Here is a 19,252-nt window from a genome sequence, read left to right on the forward strand (position 1 = left end):
TGGAGCCCCGAGCGCGAGCAGACGGACCGGCTGTGTCACCCAACCACCGGCGGCGCCACCATAGCTGGCGGGCCGTCAGATGTCTGTACCGCCCTCGGGCTCCCCGGCCACCACCAGGCGCCTGAGGTGCTCCGAGATCTCCGCCCGGGCCTCGGCCGGCAGACCCGAGTCGGTCACCAGCGTGTCCACCTGCTCCAGCGCGGCGAACGAACTCAGGCCCACCGTGCCCCACTTGGTGTGGTCGGCGACCACCACGACCCGCCGCGCGGACTGCACGAGCCGCCGGTTGGTCTCGGCCTCCGCCAGGTTCGGCGTCGACAGGCCCGCCTCCACCGATATCCCGTGCACACCGAGGAACAGCACATCGAAGTGGAGGGAGGCGATCGCCTGGTCGGCCACAGGTCCCACGAGCGAGTCGGACGGCGTACGCACCCCGCCGGTCAGCACGACCGTGGCCGCACCCTGCCGCTGGCCCGAGGTGCGCTGCGCCGAGTGGAAGACGTCGGCCACGCGCACCGAGTTGGTGACGACGGTCAGATCCGGCACGTCGAGGAGGTGGTGGGCCAGGGCGTACGTCGTCGTGCCCCCGGACAGCGCGATCGCCGCGCCCGGCGCGACCAACTCGGCCGCCGCCTGCGCGATGTCCTCCTTGGCCGTCAGTTCCAGACCCGACTTGGCCTCGAACCCCGGCTCGTGCGTGCTCGCCTCCACCACCGGCACCGCACCGCCGTGCACCTTCTCCAACACGCCCTGGCGGGCCAGCGCATCCAGGTCGCGGCGGACCGTCATGTCGGAAACGCCCAATTTGCGCGTCAGCTCGTTGACGCGGACGCCGCCGCGCCGTCGCACCTCGTCCAGGATCAGGGCACGGCGCTGCTCCGCGAGGAGGTTCTGATTCTCGCTCACGTCCGCTCCGCTCCCTTTCGTCCGATCTCTACCGAAATGATGTCCGTACCGGCTCCGACAAGGCCATTCTCCCGCCACCGGTGCCGAGGACGTCCCATCCTTGCATGGGTCGCCGCCAGTAATGCCACCCCCCGTACCTCAGAAAACACCATCCGCTGTCCGTCACCGTCACCCGTATCGGGGAGATTCCGTGACAACAGGTGTGCGCAGCGGCGACAGCGGAGATCATCTGCCTGCGCATGACACACCGTACGCAACGCCGGGGGAAGTGCAGAACAGTGGAGCGTGCACGGGAACACGAGGGGGAGCGCGGCGATGCCGGGCGGGGGCCCGCCGCGGTCGGGACGGCCCTGGAGCTCCTGGTCCACGGAGTCGGCGGCACCACTCCCGAGGAGATGCTGGGCGATCCCCGGACGGTCCGCGTCACCGGTGACGAGACGGCCGCCGTCTACCGGCGCGCCGACGACGCCGACGCGGAAAGGCGTCCCGACGTCGACCGCGACCACCGCGACGAGCGCGGCCGACCGGTGCCCGAGGCCTACGTCTGGTGCAACCTCACCTCCGGGAACGCCGCCCGCGCCCTGTGGCTGTTGCTGCTGCCGTTCATGGTGGCCAACCTCGCGCACTGGATGCGCCCCACGACGATCCACCGACAGCGGACCGTCCGCCTGTACGGACTGATCGTCCGCCTGGTCGGGCTCACCCTGACCGTGCTGCTGGTCGCCGCCGCCTGCGAGGTCGCCCTGGACCTGGCCGCCTGGCAGTGCGCGGGCACGCGCGCGTGCGCCGGACGCCACTCGTGGCTCGGCTTCCTCTCGCCCGTAGCCTCCGACGGCGGATGGTGGAGCCGGCCGGGACGGCGCCTGGCCCTCGCGTCGCTGGTGCCCGCCGCGCTCACCGGCCTGCTCTGGTACCTGTCGCACCGCACCTGGAGCGCGTATGAGTCACAGCAGCCGATCTCGCACCGCGCCGAACCCGACGAGGAGTCCCACCGCACCGCGCTCGGCCGTCCCGGCTTCTGGTACGGGCGCCGACTGGTGGCCCGGCTGCGCGCCGCGCACACCGCCGCGGGCTTCCTGACCGTCGCGGCCGCGCTCGGCGGCTCCGCCCTGCGCTACGACCGCCGCCACGACACCCTCGCACTCGTGATGGCGAGCCGGCTGCTGGAGGCAACTATCCTCGTGGGGGCGGTCGTTGTGGTCGCGGTGGTGTGCCGGCGGGGCCGCACCGAGGACCGGCTCGACCAGGAGCTCGACCGCACGCTGGTGCGGTGGCTGCCCGCGGGCGCGCTCGCCCTGCTCGTCCTGACCATGGTGTACGCCTGCTGGTCGCGCCCGGGCTGGCGGTCGGCCGGCCGGCTGCCGGGCGACGCGATGTTCGGCGCGCTCGCCCTGGCACAGGGCCTTCTCGTCATCGCGCTCGGCGTCGTGGCCCATGTTCTCTACCGTGCCCACCCCGATACCCGCACCGCGATGCGCGGACTGGCCGGACCCGCCGTCGCCATGCTGGCCTGTGCGCTCGGCGGTGTGATGTCCGGCGGCGTGGCCCAGCGCGTCGCCGACTGGCTGGACGGCCCCGGGCACCCGATGGCCGGCCCGCCCGTCCTGCTCACCTGGCAGGCATCCGTGATCCCTCCGCTGTTGCTCGTCCTGTTCGTCCTCGTCGGCCGGCTGGCCCGGCGCACCTGGCTGCTGCGCCGCGCCGAGACACCCACGGTCGAACGCGACTATCCGGGCGAGCCCAAGGACACCGCCCGCACGCTGCGCATCGCGAGGACCCGTGCGATGGCCGCCCTCACTGACCGGGCTCCGCTCGTCGTCGGCATCACGTCCGCCGTGACCTTGTTGCTGGGCGCGGCGGCCCTGGTGGGGGCCTTCACGACCGACGACACACCTGCCCGGGCCGCGCGGGGCACGGAGCCCTTGCTCCGGGGCGCTGCCGACACCGCGCAGGCGCTCGGCTCCTGGCTGATCGGCGTCGGCTTCCTCCTCTTCGTCACCTGGGGGCGCCGTGCCTACAAGGACGCCGCCGCGCGGCGCACCATCGGCATCCTGTGGGACGTCGGCACTTTCTGGCCACGCGCCGCCCATCCCTTCGCACCGCCCTGCTATGCGGAGCGGGCCGTGCCCGACCTCACCTGGCGCATGGCCACCTGGACGCGTTCCACGGGCGGACGGCTCATCCTGTCCGGCCACTCCCAGGGCAGCGTGCTGGCGGCGGCCGCGGCCTGGCAGCTCAAGCCCTCCGTCCGCAGGCGGGTGGGCCTCCTGACGTACGGCTCACCGCTGGAGCGGCTGTACGGGCGTTGGTTCCCGGCGTACTTCGGCCCCGCCGCGCTCAGCTCCCTGCACCGTGAGGTCGCCTGCTGGCGCAATCTCTACCGCCTCACCGACCCGATCGGCGGCCCGATACGGCTGCCCGGCGAGTACGGTCCGCAGGTGGACCGCGCACCGCTCAAGGACCCGCTCGCGTACGGCCGCACCAAGGAGCACCCGCTGCCCGCGCCGATCCTCGGACACGGCGACTACCAGGCCGACCCGGCCTTCGCCGAGGAACGCGAGCGCCTGCTGGTGCGACTGCGGCCGACGCTGCCGGGACCGCGACCCGGGGACGGGCCCTCCCGGTCGGGCGACGAGGCCGGATAGCGGGCCTTCTGTGGTAGGCGACGGGCGCGGTGGCAGTACTTCAGCGGTCGACGGGCTCGGTGGCGGGCTTTCCGGGATGGTCGACGGGCTCGGTGGCGGGCTTTCCGGGTCGGTCGACGGGCTCGGCGGCAGGACTTCAGGGTCGCTCGACGGGTGCGGTGACGGAAGCCCGCCGCCGGCCGGGGGCGCGGATCCCGGGGGTGCCGATCAGGGCAGCTCCGGCAGGTCCTCCGAGTAGAGGAGGGTCAGCTCGTCCGTGCTCGGCTCCTCCAGCTGGGCGACCCGGCTCGCGTGCCGTTCCACCATCGCCTCGAAGGTCTGGCGCGCGGTGCGGCCGTTGCCGAACGTCGGCCCCTTCGGGATCGCCGTGAAGTACTTCAGGAGCGCCTCGGCGGTCCCCGAACCCAACCGGTACTCATGCTCCTCGGCCTGCTGTTCGACGATCCGCAGCAGCTCCTCGGGACCATAGTCGCCGAAGGTGATGGTCCGTGAGAAGCGGGACGCCACACCGGGATTGACCGACAGGAACCGCTCCATCTCGGCCGTGTAGCCCGCGACGATCACCACGACCGCGTCCCGGTGATCCTCCATCAGCTTCACCAGCGTGTCGATCGCCTCACGCCCGAAGTCGCGCCCGGAGTCCTCCGGCGACAGCGCGTACGCCTCGTCGATGAACAGCACTCCGCCGCGCGCGCGGTCGAAGGCCTCCTGGGTGCGGATGGCGGTGGATCCGATGTGCTCGCCGACCAGGTCGACCCGGGACACCTCCACGAGATGACCCTTCTCCAGCACACCGAGCGAGGCCAGGATCTCGCCGTACAGCCGGGCGACCGTGGTCTTGCCGGTGCCGGGGGAGCCCGTGAACACCAGATGCCGCCGCACGGACGCCGCCTTCAGGCCGGCCTGCTGCCGACGGCGCCCCACCTCGATCATGTCCGTGAGTGCCCGTACCTCACGCTTGACGCTCTCCAGGCCCACCAGCGCGTCGAGTTCCCCGAGCACTGCCTTCGACGTGCGCGCGGCCTTCTCGGGCTCCGGCGCGGCCATGATGACGGGTTCCTGCTCGGTGCTGCGCTGACCGGGGATGGCGCCGAGCAGGCCGGGGGACTGGCTCGCCGTCTGTATGGCGGTCTCCTGGGCCACCGCGGGCCGCAGCCCGGCGCTCTCGTCGCTGGTGCAGTCCTCCACGACGGCACCGCCGCCACCGGGCGCGCTCGGGCCGCCGTCCGCGAACTCGTAGCCCCCGCGCGCACACCGCTCCGTGCGGCATTTCCTCAGGGTGGAACGGCAGCCGTCGATCACATGGAAGCCGTAGCCGCCGCTGCCCGTGACCCGGCAGTTCAGAAAGCTGCCCCGACCGCCCGCGGAGACGTAGAAGCCCGCCTCCGCCGGTGAAGTCACCGTGCAGCGCTCGATGGTGGGATCGGCGCCCTTGGTGACGATGACACCCGTCTGGGTGCCGTCGATGGTGCATCCGGACAGCGTGCCGCCGCTGCCGTGGTCCCGGAACCAGGCGCCCGTCGCCGCGTCACGGATTCGGCAGTCGTCCAGTTGCGCGGTGGCGCCGTCGCTCACCGACACCGCCGTGTTGCGCACCTGCGTGAGGTCGCTGTCCACGACGTCGGCGCGCGAGCCGCGGTCGAGGACGAACAGGGCGTCCGGTACGTCGTGCACCCGGCACGAGTCGAGTACGGCGGTGGCGCCGTCGCTGACCCACACCGCCGGGTAGTCGCCGGTGCTGTCGAAGATCTCGCACTGGTTGGCGTCCACGCGGGTGCCCGGGTCCCATACCGACAGGCCGTTGCGCCCGAACTGCCGCACCGTCGTGCGGGTCAGCGTGAGCACCGAGCGGGAACGCAGGTCGACCGCGTTCTCCGGGATGTCGTGGATGCGGCAGTCGGCGAGCGTGAGCACCGCGTCCATGTCGAGCGTGACGCCGTCCGCGGTGGTGCGGTGGACATCGCAGTCCGTCAGGTGCGCCGTGGCGCGGGCGGTGACCTGCACACCGGAGCCGCGAACCTCGTACACCTCGCAACCGACGGCCTCCAGCGAGGAGTTCTCACCGGTCACGGACAGGCCCGCGCCCGAGGTGTGGTGCACCCGGCAGCGCTCCAGCCGCGGTTGCCCCCCGCCGCGGACCGCGACGCCGGACTGGGACGCCGCCACGACCTCGCACTCCTCGAACACCCCGCCGCCGCCGTCGACGACGGCGATGCCGATACCGGCCGGGTTGTCGACCGTGCACCGCCGCACCGTGGGGCGCGCGCTGCCGCGGACCTCGATACCGGCCGCGGACCGGGTCGTGATCCGCACGTTCACCAGCTCCGGTGTGCCCTCCTCGACGAGCAGGGCCGGCGCGGCCGCGTCCTGGCCCTCGACGTGCAGGTCCTGGACCACGGCGGAGGCCCGCACGGTCAGCGGTACGCCGTCCACCGGCGCGATGCGCACGGAGCCGGCGGAGCCCTCGGGTCCGCGCAGCGTCACCGCCCGCTGGACGACGAGGTTCTCCCGGTAGGTGCCGGGAGCGACGGTGAGTACGTCTCCGTCGCCCGCGGCCTCCAGGGCGGCGGCAAGCGACGCGTACTCACCCGTGCGGCGCCGCCACCGCGATGTGCCGGTGTGCGTCACCTGGACCGTGCCCTGTGCCATGGCGCTGCTGTGCCCCCACCTCGTACTCACGCGGGTTCTCGCGAAGATGCCGAACAGCCGAACAGTCCGGCCGGTCCACCGTAGCGTGCGCGGACGTGGGTGGCTGACCGGAGCCGGAAGGCCGTCAACTGCCCGTGCCGGTCCGGCCCCAGTCGGGGCCCGCCTTGTCCCAGGCCTGGTCCCAGCGCGCGTACCGGCGACGGACCATGCGCCAGACGATCAGCCGTCTGATGCCCTCTATGAGTCCCACGGTCAGCATGGCCGTACCGAAACCGGCCAGCACGGCGTGCGTCGTCGCGGTGGTGCTGTCCAACGGGCGGCCAGTTATTCGGCCGTGGCCGTCGGTCCAGACGCCGAAGTGGTCCCCCTGGTGCGGGGACTTGAGGTCGGACAGTATCTCGCCGTGCTGCGCGGTGCCGTCCGGCGCTGTCCAGTCGGCGAGCACGCGGCTTTGCGCCTCCCGCGTCGACGCGCTGTCCGGATCCGGGTCCAGCGGGCCGTGGTTGAGCTGCTTGACGACGGTGGCCGAAACCCGGTGGTGCGTCTGCCGCTGGTCCCGCACGGACCGCTGTAGCGAGTCCTGGGCCACCGAACCCGTCAGGGCACCGGCGACGGGCGCGGCGGCGAGGATGAGCAGCAGGGCGACGAGCGCCACCCAGGACTCGACCAGATCGGTCGTGCGGCGCAGCGGATTGCGCCGCCAGCGCCAAAGACCGCCGATAGCTCGCATCGTCCCGCACCCCCTTCCCCGTCCGTGATAACCCCCATGGACCGCCGTTCACGAGCGAGGCCGGGGAAGAGAGAGCGAAATCACCCCTCTCCTGCCCCGCCGGCCTCTCATGAAGTTCTCACGCAGACTCAACGATCGTGCCCGCGGCCCGGGTTCCCCGCCGGCATGCGAATCGAGGATCTTTCTCGGTGGATCCGAACCGGAGGAGCCCAGTCCTGAAAGTCCGGCGGAGGGGGAATCCCAGCGGGACACGGGCGGGGATCGGCCCGGCTCCCACCGTCGGCGCGCTATTCGAGGACCGTGACCGGATCGCCGATCCGTACCGTCCCGACGGTCTCCGGCACCAGGTTCTGGCCGAAGGCCAGCTTGTCGCCGAAGCGGCGGTGGCGGCCGAGGGTGCGCAGCGGCTCCTTGCCGCGCTGGGCGGTGGTCTGGTCGGTGGTGGTCACGACGCAGCGTCCGCACATCTTGGCGACCCGGAAGGTGACCTCGCCGATGGCGATGCGCCGCCAGTCGTCCTCGGCCCAGGGGGCGGTGCCGGCCACCACGACGTTCGGCCGGAAGCGGTTCATGGGCAGCGGGCCCTCGTCGGGGCGATCGCCCTGCGCGATCAGGGAGTTGAGGGCGTCGAGGGAGGCGAGTGCGGTGAGCAGCAGCGGATAGCCGTCGGCGAGGCTGACGGTCTCGCCCGGGCGCCCGTACGGCGGGTCGTCGATAGGGCGGCGAACGGCGGGATCGTCGAGGTGGACGAGGCGCACGGCCTCGCCGAGGTACGTACTGAACCACTCGCTTGCCGGTGGCCCGGCGGGTACCGTCTCGATCTTCTCACCCGCCCACCTGGCGGTCGTCGTGGCGACCGGGTCGGGCACGGTGACGGTCAGCGCGGCCAGACCTGGCGCGGACACGCGGATACCGCCGCCGGGCAGGAGCTCGGCGGCGGCCAATGCGAGGCGCGGGTGTTCGCGTTGGGTGACGACTTTGCCCGCCTCGTCGATGATCGCCCAGCGACGGTCCCCGGCCAGCCCCCATGGCTCCACAACGGCTTCGCGGGGCGCCTGGCCCCGCAGCGCCTTGACCGGGTGGACATGAATCGAGTGCAGCGCTGGTTTCGGCATGAGGCCATCGTGCCATCGGACACCAACGGCCTCACACCGCAAGACGGATCAGTATCCGCGGTACTGCTGCCCGTTGTTGTACGGGTCCTGGTACGGCGCCGGGGCGGGGCGCGGCGCCGCGGGGCGCATCGCCTCGTAGCCCGTGCCCGGACCCGCGGCCATCGGGCGCGGCTGCTGCATCTGCTGCGGACCCGGGTAGCCGCGCGGCCCCGCCGCCTGCTGCGGGATGTACGCCGTCGGGGCCTGCTGCAGCGGTGCGGGCTGTGGAGTCTGCGGATAGCCGTAGGCGGGGGCCTGCTGGGACGGTGCGGCCGGCAGCGCGGGAAGCGCCGACGGCAGTGCGGGCAGATTGCTGCCCGGCGTGTCGTACGCGGAGGGGACCCGGATCGGAGCGATCTGCGGGGTGCCCCGCTCGGCGACGAGCGAGTCGTAGATCGGAGTGTCCGGGAAGGGCGACGCGGAGTAGTAACCGCCGCCATAGGTGGAGCGGGGGGAGGTCATGGCACATAAGTTAAGCCCACGATGTGCTGGTTGGGGAGACCGATAAGAGGGTTGTTTTCCGTGTCCTGGGTGACGCGGGATCCCCAATGCGAGCGAACTTGCCAAAAAGGGGCAGCGAACAGGGTTCGGATCGTGTAAAGCCCGAGTTCCGGGCGGGTTACCGCGGGTCGGGAGCCCTCTCCTCCGAGCGCGGGTCATGGGAGTTCGGGGCCCGGGGGAATAGGTTGGCCGGAACGAATACGACGGACGCCCGGGACTCGGTCCTGGCGGGGCGACACGTGATGGGGGCGGACATGTCAATGTTGAAGGGATCGAATCTTCAGGTGCCGACGACGGCTCTGCGTGTCGAACTGGGCTGGCGCTCCGGAACGGGCGTTCCCGACGTGGACGCCTCGGCGCTGCTGCTGGTCTCCGGGAAGGTCCGCACCGACGGCGACTTCGTCTTCTACAACCAGCCCGCGCACTCCTCCGGCGCGGTGCGCCACGAGGGAAAGCGGGACGTGGGCGGCCAGGTGACGGACACGCTTCTTGTCGACCTCGCGCACATGGAGTCCGCGATCGAGACCGTGGTGCTCGCCGCCTCCGCCGACGGCGGGACGTTCGGGCAGGTTCCCGGCCTGTACATCCGCGTGCTGGACGCCCAGGGGGGAAGGGAAGTCGCGCGCTACGACCCCACGGCGACCGTGGAAACCGCCTTCGTCCTCGGGGAGTTCTACCGCCGCCAGGGGGCCTGGAAGTTCCGCGCCGTCGGGCAGGGCTACGACAGTGGACTCGAGGGACTGGCCACGGACTACGGGATCACGGTGGACGAACCGCAGCACGCGGCGCCACCGCCACCGCCCCCCGGTCCGCCGGCGGCACCCCCGACCCCCGTCCGTCTCACCAAGGTCACGCTGACCAAGCAGGCTCCCTCGGTCTCGCTGGCCAAGCAGGGCGGCACGTCCGGCGCCCTCCGCGTGAACCTCAACTGGCAGACGCGCAAGCAGTTCTCGGGCTGGGGCAGCAAACACGGCCGGGCCGTGGCCCTGCACGCGGACCTCGACCTGGACCTGTGCGCCCTGTACGAGCTGTCCGACGGCAGCAAGGGTGTCGTCCAGGCACTCGGCAACGCCTTCGGCGCGCTGCACCAGCCGCCCTACATCCACCTCGACGGCGACGACCGCACCGGCGCCGTGGCAACCGGCGAGAACCTCACCGTCAACCTCGACCACAAGCAGAGGTTCCGGCGCATCCTCATCTTCGTGACCATCTACGAAGGTGCCCGTTCCTTCGCCGACCTGCACGCCACGGTCACGCTCCAGCCGCAGTACGGCGCGGCCGTCGAGTTCTTCCTCGACGAGTGCACGGTGCCCTCGACCGTGTGCGCCCTCGCTCTCATCACGAACACCGACGGTGACCTGGTCGTCCAGCGCGAGGCGCGCTACCTGGTCCCGGAGCGCGGCGTCAGCCCACAGCGCACCGTCGACCAGGCCTACGGGTGGGGCATGAACTGGACCCCCGGCAGGAAATGACCGCGCGCCGCGCTCGCCTGGGTGACCCGCTCACCGCTCGTCGAGCGCGGCATCGGGACGTGCGTAGGTGCGGCCCTTCCAGGCCGCACCGCGCCCCCTGTAGTGCTGCACCGCCGAATCGACCGTCATGAGGAGGTACAGGAGCGCGGTGACCGGCAGCAGCGGCGCGAGCCACAGCGGCTGGCGGTAGTAGCGCAGCATCGGCACGTACGTTGCCGTCATCACCAGGTTCGCGAGCCCGCCGAGCACCGTTGCCGCCACGCTGCCGGTGACGAGCCCCGCGACGAACGCCGCGGTCGGTGCCAGATAGACGAGGGCGAGTCCGAGCACCGTACCGACGAGCAGCAGCGGACTGTGCCGGAGCTGGGCGTACGCGCTGCGAGAGACCATCCGCCACAGGTCGTGCAGCCGTGGGTACGGACGCACGCTGTCGACCCGGTCGGCCAGCCCCAGCCAGATGTGGCCGCCGCTGTCCTTGACCGCCCGTGCGAGCGCCACGTCGTCGATGACCGCCTGGCGGATGGTGTCGGGAATCCCTGCGCGTTCGGCGGCGTCGGCGCGCAGCAGCACACAGCCGCCCGCCGCGGCCGCCGTCCTTGATCCCCTCATTGCGATCCGGCGGAACGGATACAACTGGGCGAAGAAGTACACGAAGGCCGGCACGATGAGCCGTTCCCACAGGCTCTCCACCCGCAACCGGGCCATTTGCGAGACGAGATCGAAGCCGTCGGTGCGCGCCGCCGCCACCAGCTCGCGCAGACTGTCCGGTGCGTGGGCGATGTCGGCGTCCGTAAGGAGCAGATACTCGGGTGCACGCGCGCGTGCGAGACCGATTCCGTGCCGCACGGCCCACAGCTTGCCGGTCCAGCCCGTGGGAGGTGCGCCCGGGGAGCCGACGGTGAGCGGCAGTCCACCGTGGCGCTTCGCCAACTCGCGGGCCAGCTCGCCAGTGCCGTCGGAACTGCCGTCATCGATCAGGAAGACCTCGGCGCGTCCGGGGTAGTCCTGTGCGAGCAATGACGGAAGACTGTCGGGAAGTACGGCGGCCTCGTCCCGCGCCGGTACCACGATGCACACGGACGGCCACTCGTCAGGGTCCCCGCGGGGCGGCAGCCTGACGTCGGTGCGCCAGAAGAAGCCCTGGCACAGCAGCAGCCACAACCAGGCGGCGAGTGATCCGGCGGCAGTCCACGTGATGGCGCTCACGCGCGCAGTCTGCCCCACGGGCCGGTCGATCGGGACCCATCGTCTATCGTTGCCCGGGTGAAGATCGCGCTCATGGACTCCGGAATCGGCCTGCTTCCCGCCGCTGCCGCGGTACGCCGTCTGCGGCCCGACGCGGATCTCGTACTCTCCTGGGACCCCGATGGGATGCCCTGGGGACCGCGCACTCCGGAGGACATCACCGAGCGGGCCCTGGCCGTCGCCGAGGCCGCCGCAGCGTACCGTCCGGATGTCCTGATCGTGGCCTGCAACACCGCATCCGTGCATTCCCTGCCGGCGATGCGGGCGCGCTTCGAACCGGACCTGCCGATCATCGGCACGGTTCCCGCGATCAAGCCGGCCGCGGCGGGCGGCGGACCCGTCGCGATCTGGGCCACGCCTGCCACCACCGGGAGCCCCTATCAGCGCGGTCTCATCCGGGAGTTCGCAGACGGTGTGACCGTCACCGAGGTGCCGTGCCCCGGGCTCGCGGATGCCGTGCACCACGCGGACGACGCGGCGATCGACGCCGCGATCGCCGCCGCTGCCGCGCTCACCCCTGACGATGTCACGACTGTCGTTCTCGGCTGCACCAACTACGAACTGGTGGCCGACCGTATCCGCGCGGCCGTGCAGAAGCCCGGCCACGCGCCGCTCATCCTCCACGGAACCGCCGGTGCGGTGGTCGCGCAGGCGCTGCGGCGCATCGGGGAGGACCCGGCGCCGGAGGCTTCCGCCGAGGGTGGATTGGCGGTGCTGCTGAGCGGTCGCGAGGGGGTGCTGCCGCCCGAGGCACTGGCGTACGCCGAGGGCAGGTTTTTGCAGGCGGTCACTCCGGCGCGGTGACGGCAGGGGCGGTCCGTCGCGGTTGGCCCCCGCGCGAGTTCGCCCACTGGATGTAGTGTGCAGCGGTCCCGGTCACACTCCGCGACTCCGTGCCCGCGCTCCGGAAGCTGGGTACTCTCAAGGCATGAGGGACCACCCCCACGGTGACTCAGCCCAGCACCCCGAGGTCTGGACGGGGCGCGCGACCAACCGTGCCCAGTGGCTGCTGGCACTCGGCGGCGCGGCCTTCATGGCGCTCGGCATCGAACTGGCCGTCGACTCCGCTTGGACGTCCGGCATCGTCCCGCTCGTCATGTCCGTGGTGGGCTGCATCGCGGCCGGGCTGCTGGTCCTCTTCGGCACGCTCGCGTTCGTGCACGTCGCCGTGAAGGTCGACGAGGACTGCCTGGAGGTGCGCTGCGGCCACATCGGCCTGCCGCGCCGCCGCATCCCGCTCGCGCTCGTCGCCGCTGCCGAATTCGTCCCCCGGGTCACCCCACGGCAGTGGGGCGGCTGGGGCTACCGCTGGCGCCCCGAGAAGGGCACCGCAGTCGTCGTACGGCGTGGTGAGGGTGTCGTTCTGCGCCTCTGGGACGGTCACACCTTCACGATCACCGTGGACAACGCCGAGACGGCGGTACGGGTTATTCGCTCCCGGCTGCACCCGAGCCTGCCCGGCGCCACGCACTGACACCCTCGGGACGGCACCCCCCCGCGCTCCTTATTACTCCGTTACTCAGGTGGCGTGCCCCGTTCGGGCTGGCTGGTCGCTCAGGTGGCGTGCCCGTTCGGGCCGGCTGGTCACTCCGGTGGCGTGCCCCACTCGGACCTTCTCCCGGCCTCCTCCGTGTCCGTCAGCGGACGCGCCGTCGCGATCCCGGCCAGGAGCCCCGCCCCGGCCGTCACCGTCGCGAAGCTCAGTGCGTTGCCGACCGACGCGATCACCGCCAGTGTCGTCAGCGCGGCTCCCGCTGTGAGCGCGATCGGTGTGGGCCGGGGCGTGCGCCACAGTGCGTACAGGACCCAGCAGAAGACCGCCGCGAGCAGTGCCACGCCGACGAGCCCTTGTTCGGCGGCCAGCTGCAGCGGCGCGGAGTGGGGTTTCCCGTCGGGCAGAAGCGACTGCGCGGCCGTGGGGCTCAGTTCGCCGAAGCGTCCGGGACCCGCGCCGAGTGCCGGATCGCGCTGGACCAGGGCGAGCGCGTCGTGCCAGAGCAGGACGCGGTGCAGGCCGAGCTGGTCCTCCAGGAAGGACATCGGGCTGTCCGGCAGGAGGCCCTCGGCGACCGCCCCGGCCGCCCCGGTCACCACGGCCACGAACAGCGCGAGCCCCGCGAGCCCGAGGGCGCGGTACCGCATGCGGGCGGCGGCGAGCGAGCACAGCAGCACCCCGGTGGACGCGACGAGGCCCGTCGTCGAGCCGAGCGCCGCCGCGACCACAGTGACGGCAGCGGCCGACAGGCGCAGTGCGAGTCGCGCAGCCGGGGAGCGGGCCGCCCAGGAGGCGCAGCACGCCGCGCCGGTGGACAGCGTCAGCACGGCGGCGAGCGCGCCGGTGTGCCCGAGCGGTGCGACGAACTGCGGACCGGCCGGGGCCTGCGGCGCGGCGACCACCAGTGCGAGGCCGACACATGCTCCCGCGGCGGGTGCGGCCACCGGCAGGAGCGCCCCGAAGATTCGCCCCGCCGCGTAACCGGCGGCGACCGCGAGCACCGCGAGCAGCACGCCCTCGGGACGGCCTCCGTGCGCGGCGGCCGTGATCAGTGACCAGGCCGCGCAGGCGCCGAGCAGCAGGACGCCCGTCGCATCCGAAACGTTTCGTCTCTCGTCTTCCGCGTCCGCGGCCCCCGCCGCGGACTCCGTCCCCGTGGATCCCACACCGTCGCCCCCCTGTGACGGGCCCCGACCGTCCCGGCCGCATCCGGCCGCACGTCAGAGGCTCGGGCACACGGTAACGGGTGATGCGCCGGTTTGTGGACGAGTTGCGCAGGAACGTTGCGGCAGAACGGCTGAACAATGTGGCGGAAAAGCGAACATAGTGCCCGACGTGCGGTACAGGCCGCGCTGTCGGTGCCCTGGTCACGCGCCGTACACTCCCCGGGTGACCGTCACCGCAACTTCCGTGGGCGAGCCGGACCAGCTCGAACCCCAGGCCGCACCCGCACCCGGTGGTACCGGCCGGGTACGGCGCCTCGTTCCGGCCGCCGCCGCATCGCTCTCCGGAGTGCTGCTCTACGTCAGTTTTCCGCCCCGGATCCTGTGGTGGCTGGCCCTCCCCGCCTTCGCAGTCTTCGCCTGGACCCTGCGCGGCCGCACCTGGAAGGCGGGCCTCGGCCTCGGCTATCTGTTCGGCCTCGGTTTCCTGCTGCCGCTGCTCGTGTGGACCGGCGTCGAGGTCGGCTCAGGCCCGTGGCTCGCGCTCGTCGCGGTGGAGGCGATCTGCATCGCGCTCGTCGGCGCGGGCGTCGCGCTGGTCTCCCGGCTGCCCGCCTGGCCGCTGTGGGCGGCCGCCGTGTGGATAGCGGGAGAGGCGGCACGCGCGCGCGTGCCGTTCGGTGGCTTCCCCTGGGGGAAGATCGCCTTCGGTCAGGCGGACGGCGTTTTCCTGCCGCTTGCCGCTGTGGGCGGCACCCCCGTGCTCGGCTTCGCGGTCGTGCTGTGCGGCTTCGGGCTGTACGAGATCGTGCGCCTCGTCGTGGAGGGGCGGCGCACCGGTGCCGTGCTGCGGCGGGGCGCGGTCGTCGCGGCCCTGCTGAGCATCGCCGTCCCGGTGGTGGCCGCCTTCGCCGCGCGCTCCCTGGTCAGCGACAAGGCCGAGAACGGCACCGCGACGGTCGCGGTCATCCAGGGCAACGTGCCGCGTTCCGGGCTCGAGTTCAACGCCCAGCGGCGCGCCGTCCTCGACTACCACGCGCGTGAGACCGAACGCCTGGCCGCGAAGGTCAAGGCGGGCAAGGTCCCGCGGCCCGACCTCGTGCTGTGGCCCGAGAACTCTTCCGACATCGACCCCTTCGCCAATCCCGACGCCGCCGCCGTGATCGACCGCGCCGCCCGGGCGATCGGCGTGCCCGTCTCAATCGGCGGCGTCGTCGAGCGCGACGGCAAGCTCTACAACGAGCAGATCCTGTGGCAGCCGGGCAAGGGCGCCGTCGACACGTACGACAAGCGGCAGGTGCAGCCGTTCGGCGAGTACCTTCCGCTGCGCTCGCTGCTCGGCGCCATCAACGAGAACTGGACCTCGATGGTGCGCCAGGACTTCAGCCGGGGACGCAAGCCCGGCGTGTTCACCATGGCGAACGCCAAGGTCGGACTCGTCACCTGTTACGAGGCCGCCTTCGACTGGACGGTCCGCAGCACCGTCACGGACGGAGCGCAGCTGATCTCGGTGCCCAGCAACAACGCGACCTTCGACCGCAGCGAGATGACCTACCAGCAGCTCGCCATGTCCCGTGTGCGCGCCGTGGAGCACAGCCGCACCGTCACCGTGCCGGTGACCAGCGGCGTCAGCGCCATCATCCTGCCGGACGGGAAGATCACCCAGCGGACCGGGATGTTCGTGGCCGACTCGCTCGTCCAGAAGGTGCCGCTGCGTTCCTCCGAGACCCCCGCGACACGGCTCGGCACCCTGCCCGAGATGGTTCTCGTGCTCGTCGCGGCCGGCGGTCTCGGCTGGGCGGTGGCGACGGTGGTCCGCGGCCGCCGCGACCGTGGCCTCCAGGACGTCCGTCTCGATGAGCCGGGAGTGACGGAACCGGCACGTTAGGGTCGGTCCATGGCTACTCCCGAATTCATCCGGACCATTCGCGCCTCCGCCGGCCGGCAACTGCTCTGGCTCCCCGGCGTCGCCGCCATCGTCTTCGACGACGACGGCAGAGTGCTGTTGGCACGGCGCGCGGACACCCGCGCATGGTCGGTGATCGGCGGCATCCCGGAGCCCGGGGAGCAGCCCGCGGCCTGTGCCGTGCGCGAGGTGTACGAGGAGACGGCCGTGCGGTGCGTCCCCGAACGGGTCGTTCTCGTCCAGGCCCTGGACCCGGTGACGTACCCGAACGGCGACATGTGCCAGTACATGGACATCACCTTCCGCTGCCGGGCTGTCGGCGGCGAGGCGCGTGTCAATGACGACGAGTCGCTGGAGGTCGGCTGGTTCTCGGTGGACGCGCTGCCGGAGCTGAACGAGTTCGGACTGCTCCGGATCAAGCAGGCGCTGTCGGATGCACCCACATGGTTCGACCCCACGAATCCGCTGTGAAGTATGGGTGGTGACCATATGGGGCCGGGTGCGGGCGCTTCCTAGGGTCGATGCATGACCGCGTCCCACCCTTTCCCCGGCCCTCCCGCTCCTTCGCTCGACCTCGGCGGCCGCACCGCCCTCGTCACCGGCGCCGCCGGCGGCATCGGCCGTGCCTGCGCGCTGCGGCTGGCCGCCGCCGGGGCCAAGGTGAGAGCGGTCGACCGGGACGCCGCAGGCCTCGACGCCCTCGCCGGCGCGGCCCGAGGCCTCGCGGGCACTGTCGAGCCGCACGTCCTCGACCTGACCGACCTGGACGCGGCCGAACTCGCCGCCGCCGGCACCGACGTCCTCGTCAACAACGCCGGGATCCAACTGGTGCGCCCCCTGGAGGAGTTTCCCCCCGACGTCTTCCACACGGTCCTGACGGTGATGCTGGAGGCGCCGTTCCGGCTCGTCCGCGGGGCGCTGCCCCATATGTACGGACAGGGCTGGGGTCGCATCGTCAACGTGTCGTCGGTCCACGGGCTGCGCGCCTCCGCGTACAAGTCGGCGTACGTCGCCGCCAAGCACGGGCTCGAAGGGCTGTCGAAGACCGCCGCCCTGGAAGGCGCCCCGCACGGTGTCACGTCGAACTGTGTGAACCCGGCGTACGTACGCACGCCCCTTGTCGAGAAGCAAATCGCGGACCAGGCGCGGGCACACGGAATCCCCGAGGAGCGCGTGCTGTCGGAGGTGCTGCTCCAGGACAGCGCGGTCAAACGGCTGATCGAACCGGAGGAAGTCGCCGAGGCGGTGGCCTACCTGTGCAGCGCGCAGGCGTCGTTCGTCACCGGTACGTCGCTGGTTCTCGACGGCGGCTGGACGGCACACTGAGCGGGGACATGCCAGGAGTTGTCCACAGGGCTCGTCGTCCCGGCCCCGCTGTGGGTCATCCTGGGGACATGTCTCGCGATCACGTACAGTCCGCGGAGCGCCTCGGCACCGGTGCCGAGGCGCCGTTCCTGGAGCTCCTGGCTCGGGGAGCGTCGGCCGACGCGTACGAGCAGCCGGTCCTGCTCGCCCGCGCGGAGGGCCTGTCGTCCGAGCGTGTCGGCGCGCTCGAGCAGGCCAAGCGACTCGCACTGCGCGTGCGCGCGGAGATGGAGGGCAGACGCCGCCGCGAGGCGGAGCTGTCCGCGCTCTTCGAGACCGCCCACGATCTGGCCGGGCTGCGCGACCTGGACGCCGTCCTGCAGGCGATCGTCCAGCGTGCCCGGTCGCTGCTGAGTACCGACGTGGCATACCTGACCCTGCACGACGAGGCCGCGGGCGACACCTACATGAGGGTCACCGAAGGCTCGGTCGCCGCCCGCTTCCAGCAGCTGCGGCTCGGCATGGGGGAGGGGCTCGGCGGTCTCGTCGCCCAGACCGCCCGCCCCTATGTGACGCCCGACTACTTCAGCGACGACCGCTTCCAGCACACCTGGACGATCGACTCGGGCGTACGCGACGAGGGGCTCGTGGCGATCCTCGGCGTGCCCCTGATGATCGGCCCCCAGGTCATCGGCGTACTGTTCGCGGCCGATCGGCGGGCCCGGGTCTTCGAACGGGAGCAGATCGCGCTCCTCGGCTCCTTCGCCGCGCTGGCCGCCGCGGCCATCGACACCGCCAACCTGCTCACCGAGACACGTTCGGCCCTGGACCGGCTCGCCCGCGCCAACGAGATCATCCGCGACCGCAGCGCGGTCATCGAGCGCGCCTCGGACGTCCACGACCGGCTCGCCGAACTCGTCCTGCGCGGCGGTGGCGTCCACGACGTGGCCGCCGCGGTCTCCCAGGTCCTGGACGGCACGGTCGAGTTCACCGAGGCCGATGCCGCCCCCGCCGCGGCACTTGAGGCGTCCCGCGCCGAGGGCCACGCCGTACGGCACGGGGACGACTGGATCGCCGCCGTGGCGGCCGGCGGCGAACTGCTCGGCGCGCTGGTGCTGTGCGGCCACCCGGGGCTCGACCCCGTCGACCAGCGCACCCTGGAACGCGCGGCGATGGTGACCTCGCTGTTGCTGCTCGCCCGCCGCTCGGCCGCCGAGGCCGAACAGCGCGTCCGCGGAGCATTGTTGGACGACCTCCTCGACGCCCGCGACCGCGACCCGCGCGTGCTGCGCGAGCGCGCCGCCCGGCTGCACGCCGACCTCGACGCCACCCACGTGGTGCTCGCCGCCCGCCTCGACGGAGCCGCGGCCGACGCCGATCAGGAGGCGGCCGCACGCCGCCGCCTGTGGTCCGCCGCCTCCCACCTCGCGGCCACCCGGCACGGGCTCGCCGCGGCCCGCGACGGCGGGACGGTCCTGCTGCTGCCCCTCGACCCGGGTGACACCACGACGGCCCTGGCCCGCCGTACCGCCCGGCAGCTCGGCACCGCTGTCCACGGGGAGGTCACCGTCGGCGCCTCCGCACCCGTCGAGGACCTCGCCACCCGTCCCGACGCCGTGTCCGAGGCCTACGCGGAAGCACAGCGCTGCCTCGACGCCCTGCGCCTGCTGGGCCGAAGCGGTGATGGGGCCGCCGCCGAGGACTTCGGCTTTCTGGGGCTGCTGCTGGCCGGAGACCGGGACATCGGCGGCTATGTCGAGCGCACGATCGGCCAGGTCGTCGCGTACGACGAACGGCGCGGTACCGATCTCGTACGCACCCTCGACGCGTACTTCGCCTGCGGGATGAGTCCGGCGCGCACCAAGGACGAACTGCACGTCCACGTGAACACGGTGGCGCAGCGCCTGGAGCGGGTGGGCCGCCTCCTCGGCGACGACTGGCAGAGCCCGGCCCGCGCCCTGGAGATACAACTGGCGCTGCGGCTGCATCGGTTGTCGTCGGCACCCGGGCGCTGACGCGATCACGCGGCCACCGGCCCGCCCCCGCGCACGGCGGTGCCGGGGCGTGACGACGCACGTGCA

15 protein-coding genes are annotated in these 19,252 nt (G+C 72.1%); 8 read left to right on the forward strand and 7 right to left on the reverse strand.

The window, feature by feature from the left end; genetic code table 11:
* Positions 1-75 precede the first annotated feature (75 nt).
* Positions 76-906, reverse strand: a complete 831-nt coding sequence (locus tag Q2K21_RS16535; protein WP_310771469.1) for a DeoR/GlpR family DNA-binding transcription regulator — start codon at positions 904-906, stop codon at positions 76-78.
* A 278-nt stretch (positions 907-1,184) separates the two neighbouring features.
* Between Q2K21_RS16535 and Q2K21_RS16540 the strand changes: the two genes are divergently transcribed.
* Positions 1,185-3,551, forward strand: coding sequence for a hypothetical protein (locus Q2K21_RS16540; protein ID WP_386275554.1), 2,367 nt, complete (start codon positions 1,185-1,187; stop codon positions 3,549-3,551).
* 207 nt (positions 3,552-3,758) lie between these two features.
* On the opposite strand, the gene Q2K21_RS16545 is transcribed toward Q2K21_RS16540, so the two are convergent.
* From Q2K21_RS16545 to Q2K21_RS16560, 4 genes are all read right to left on the reverse strand, one after another.
* Entirely contained in the window at positions 3,759-6,200 is a 2,442-nt protein-coding gene (locus Q2K21_RS16545) for a right-handed parallel beta-helix repeat-containing protein (RefSeq protein ID WP_310771471.1), read from the reverse strand.
* Between the two features lie 124 nt (positions 6,201-6,324).
* On the reverse strand, positions 6,325-6,930 hold the full coding sequence (locus Q2K21_RS16550; RefSeq protein ID WP_310771473.1) for an Rv1733c family protein: 606 nt from the start codon (positions 6,928-6,930) through the stop codon (positions 6,325-6,327).
* Between the two features lie 287 nt (positions 6,931-7,217).
* Positions 7,218-8,045, reverse strand: coding sequence for an MOSC domain-containing protein (locus Q2K21_RS16555; RefSeq protein WP_310771475.1), 828 nt, complete (start codon positions 8,043-8,045; stop codon positions 7,218-7,220).
* Positions 8,046-8,093: 48 nt separating this feature from the next.
* Positions 8,094-8,546: a DUF6643 family protein gene (locus Q2K21_RS16560; RefSeq protein ID WP_310771477.1), complete on the reverse strand. Its 453-nt coding sequence runs from the start codon at positions 8,544-8,546 to the stop codon at positions 8,094-8,096.
* Between the two features lie 281 nt (positions 8,547-8,827).
* Here Q2K21_RS16560 and Q2K21_RS16565 point away from each other — a divergent pair, with 281 nt between their 5' ends.
* On the forward strand, positions 8,828-10,057 hold the full coding sequence (locus Q2K21_RS16565) for a TerD family protein (protein ID WP_310781033.1): 1,230 nt from the start codon (positions 8,828-8,830) through the stop codon (positions 10,055-10,057).
* A gap of 30 nt (positions 10,058-10,087) precedes the next feature.
* Here Q2K21_RS16565 and Q2K21_RS16570 read toward each other — a convergent pair whose 3' ends face one another.
* Positions 10,088-11,263 (reverse strand): glycosyltransferase, encoded by a 1,176-nt coding sequence (locus tag Q2K21_RS16570; RefSeq protein WP_310771479.1) that lies wholly within the window; start codon positions 11,261-11,263, stop codon positions 10,088-10,090.
* Between the two features lie 57 nt (positions 11,264-11,320).
* On the opposite strand from Q2K21_RS16570, the gene Q2K21_RS16575 reads away from it, so the two are divergent.
* Together Q2K21_RS16575 and Q2K21_RS16580 are read left to right on the forward strand one after the other, a co-directional pair.
* Positions 11,321-12,106: a glutamate racemase gene (locus Q2K21_RS16575; RefSeq protein ID WP_310771481.1), complete on the forward strand. Its 786-nt coding sequence runs from the start codon at positions 11,321-11,323 to the stop codon at positions 12,104-12,106.
* Between the two features lie 124 nt (positions 12,107-12,230).
* Positions 12,231-12,776 (forward strand): hypothetical protein, encoded by a 546-nt coding sequence (locus tag Q2K21_RS16580; protein ID WP_310771483.1) that lies wholly within the window; start codon positions 12,231-12,233, stop codon positions 12,774-12,776.
* A 110-nt stretch (positions 12,777-12,886) separates the two neighbouring features.
* Here the strand turns inward: Q2K21_RS16580 and Q2K21_RS16585 are convergent, their stop codons facing one another.
* A complete protein-coding gene (locus Q2K21_RS16585) occupies positions 12,887-13,963 on the reverse strand; it encodes an O-antigen ligase family protein (protein WP_310771485.1) in 1,077 nt (358 codons plus the stop codon).
* A 223-nt stretch (positions 13,964-14,186) separates the two neighbouring features.
* Between Q2K21_RS16585 and lnt the strand changes: the two genes are divergently transcribed.
* The 4 genes from lnt (at position 14,187) to Q2K21_RS16605 (ending at position 19,186) form a co-directional block, all read left to right on the forward strand.
* On the forward strand, positions 14,187-15,848 hold the full coding sequence (lnt, locus tag Q2K21_RS16590; RefSeq protein WP_310771487.1) for an apolipoprotein N-acyltransferase: 1,662 nt from the start codon (positions 14,187-14,189) through the stop codon (positions 15,846-15,848).
* Positions 15,849-15,857: 9 nt separating this feature from the next.
* Positions 15,858-16,337, forward strand: a complete 480-nt coding sequence (locus Q2K21_RS16595) for an NUDIX hydrolase (protein ID WP_310771489.1) — start codon at positions 15,858-15,860, stop codon at positions 16,335-16,337.
* A gap of 54 nt (positions 16,338-16,391) precedes the next feature.
* Positions 16,392-17,192, forward strand: coding sequence for a 3-hydroxybutyrate dehydrogenase (locus tag Q2K21_RS16600; RefSeq protein WP_310771491.1), 801 nt, complete (start codon positions 16,392-16,394; stop codon positions 17,190-17,192).
* Positions 17,193-17,260: 68 nt separating this feature from the next.
* On the forward strand, positions 17,261-19,186 hold the full coding sequence (locus tag Q2K21_RS16605) for a helix-turn-helix domain-containing protein (protein WP_310771494.1): 1,926 nt from the start codon (positions 17,261-17,263) through the stop codon (positions 19,184-19,186).
* The last annotated feature ends 66 nt before the right edge of the window (positions 19,187-19,252 follow it).

Source organism: Streptomyces sp. CGMCC 4.7035 (genome assembly GCF_031583065.1).
In the GTDB taxonomy this organism is placed as follows: domain Bacteria; phylum Actinomycetota; class Actinomycetes; order Streptomycetales; family Streptomycetaceae; genus Streptomyces; species Streptomyces yaanensis.

Bases quoted from the DNA above. Each gene is read 5' to 3' on its own strand.
- Q2K21_RS16545 (WP_310771471.1), bottom strand. From the start codon at position 6,200: ATGGCACAGGGCACGGTCCAGGTGACGCACACCGGCACATCGCGGTGG.
- Q2K21_RS16550 (WP_310771473.1), bottom strand. From the start codon at position 6,930: ATGCGAGCTATCGGCGGTCTTTGGCGCTGGCGGCGCAATCCGCTGCGC.
- Q2K21_RS16555 (WP_310771475.1), bottom strand. From the start codon at position 8,045: ATGCCGAAACCAGCGCTGCACTCGATTCATGTCCACCCGGTCAAGGCG.
- Q2K21_RS16560 (WP_310771477.1), bottom strand. From the start codon at position 8,546: ATGACCTCCCCCCGCTCCACCTATGGCGGCGGTTACTACTCCGCGTCG.
- Q2K21_RS16565 (WP_310781033.1), top strand. From the start codon at position 8,828: ATGGGGGCGGACATGTCAATGTTGAAGGGATCGAATCTTCAGGTGCCG.
- Q2K21_RS16580 (WP_310771483.1), top strand. From the start codon at position 12,231: ATGAGGGACCACCCCCACGGTGACTCAGCCCAGCACCCCGAGGTCTGG.
- Q2K21_RS16595 (WP_310771489.1), top strand. From the start codon at position 15,858: ATGGCTACTCCCGAATTCATCCGGACCATTCGCGCCTCCGCCGGCCGG.
- Q2K21_RS16600 (WP_310771491.1), top strand. From the start codon at position 16,392: ATGACCGCGTCCCACCCTTTCCCCGGCCCTCCCGCTCCTTCGCTCGAC.
- Q2K21_RS16605 (WP_310771494.1), top strand. From the start codon at position 17,261: ATGTCTCGCGATCACGTACAGTCCGCGGAGCGCCTCGGCACCGGTGCC.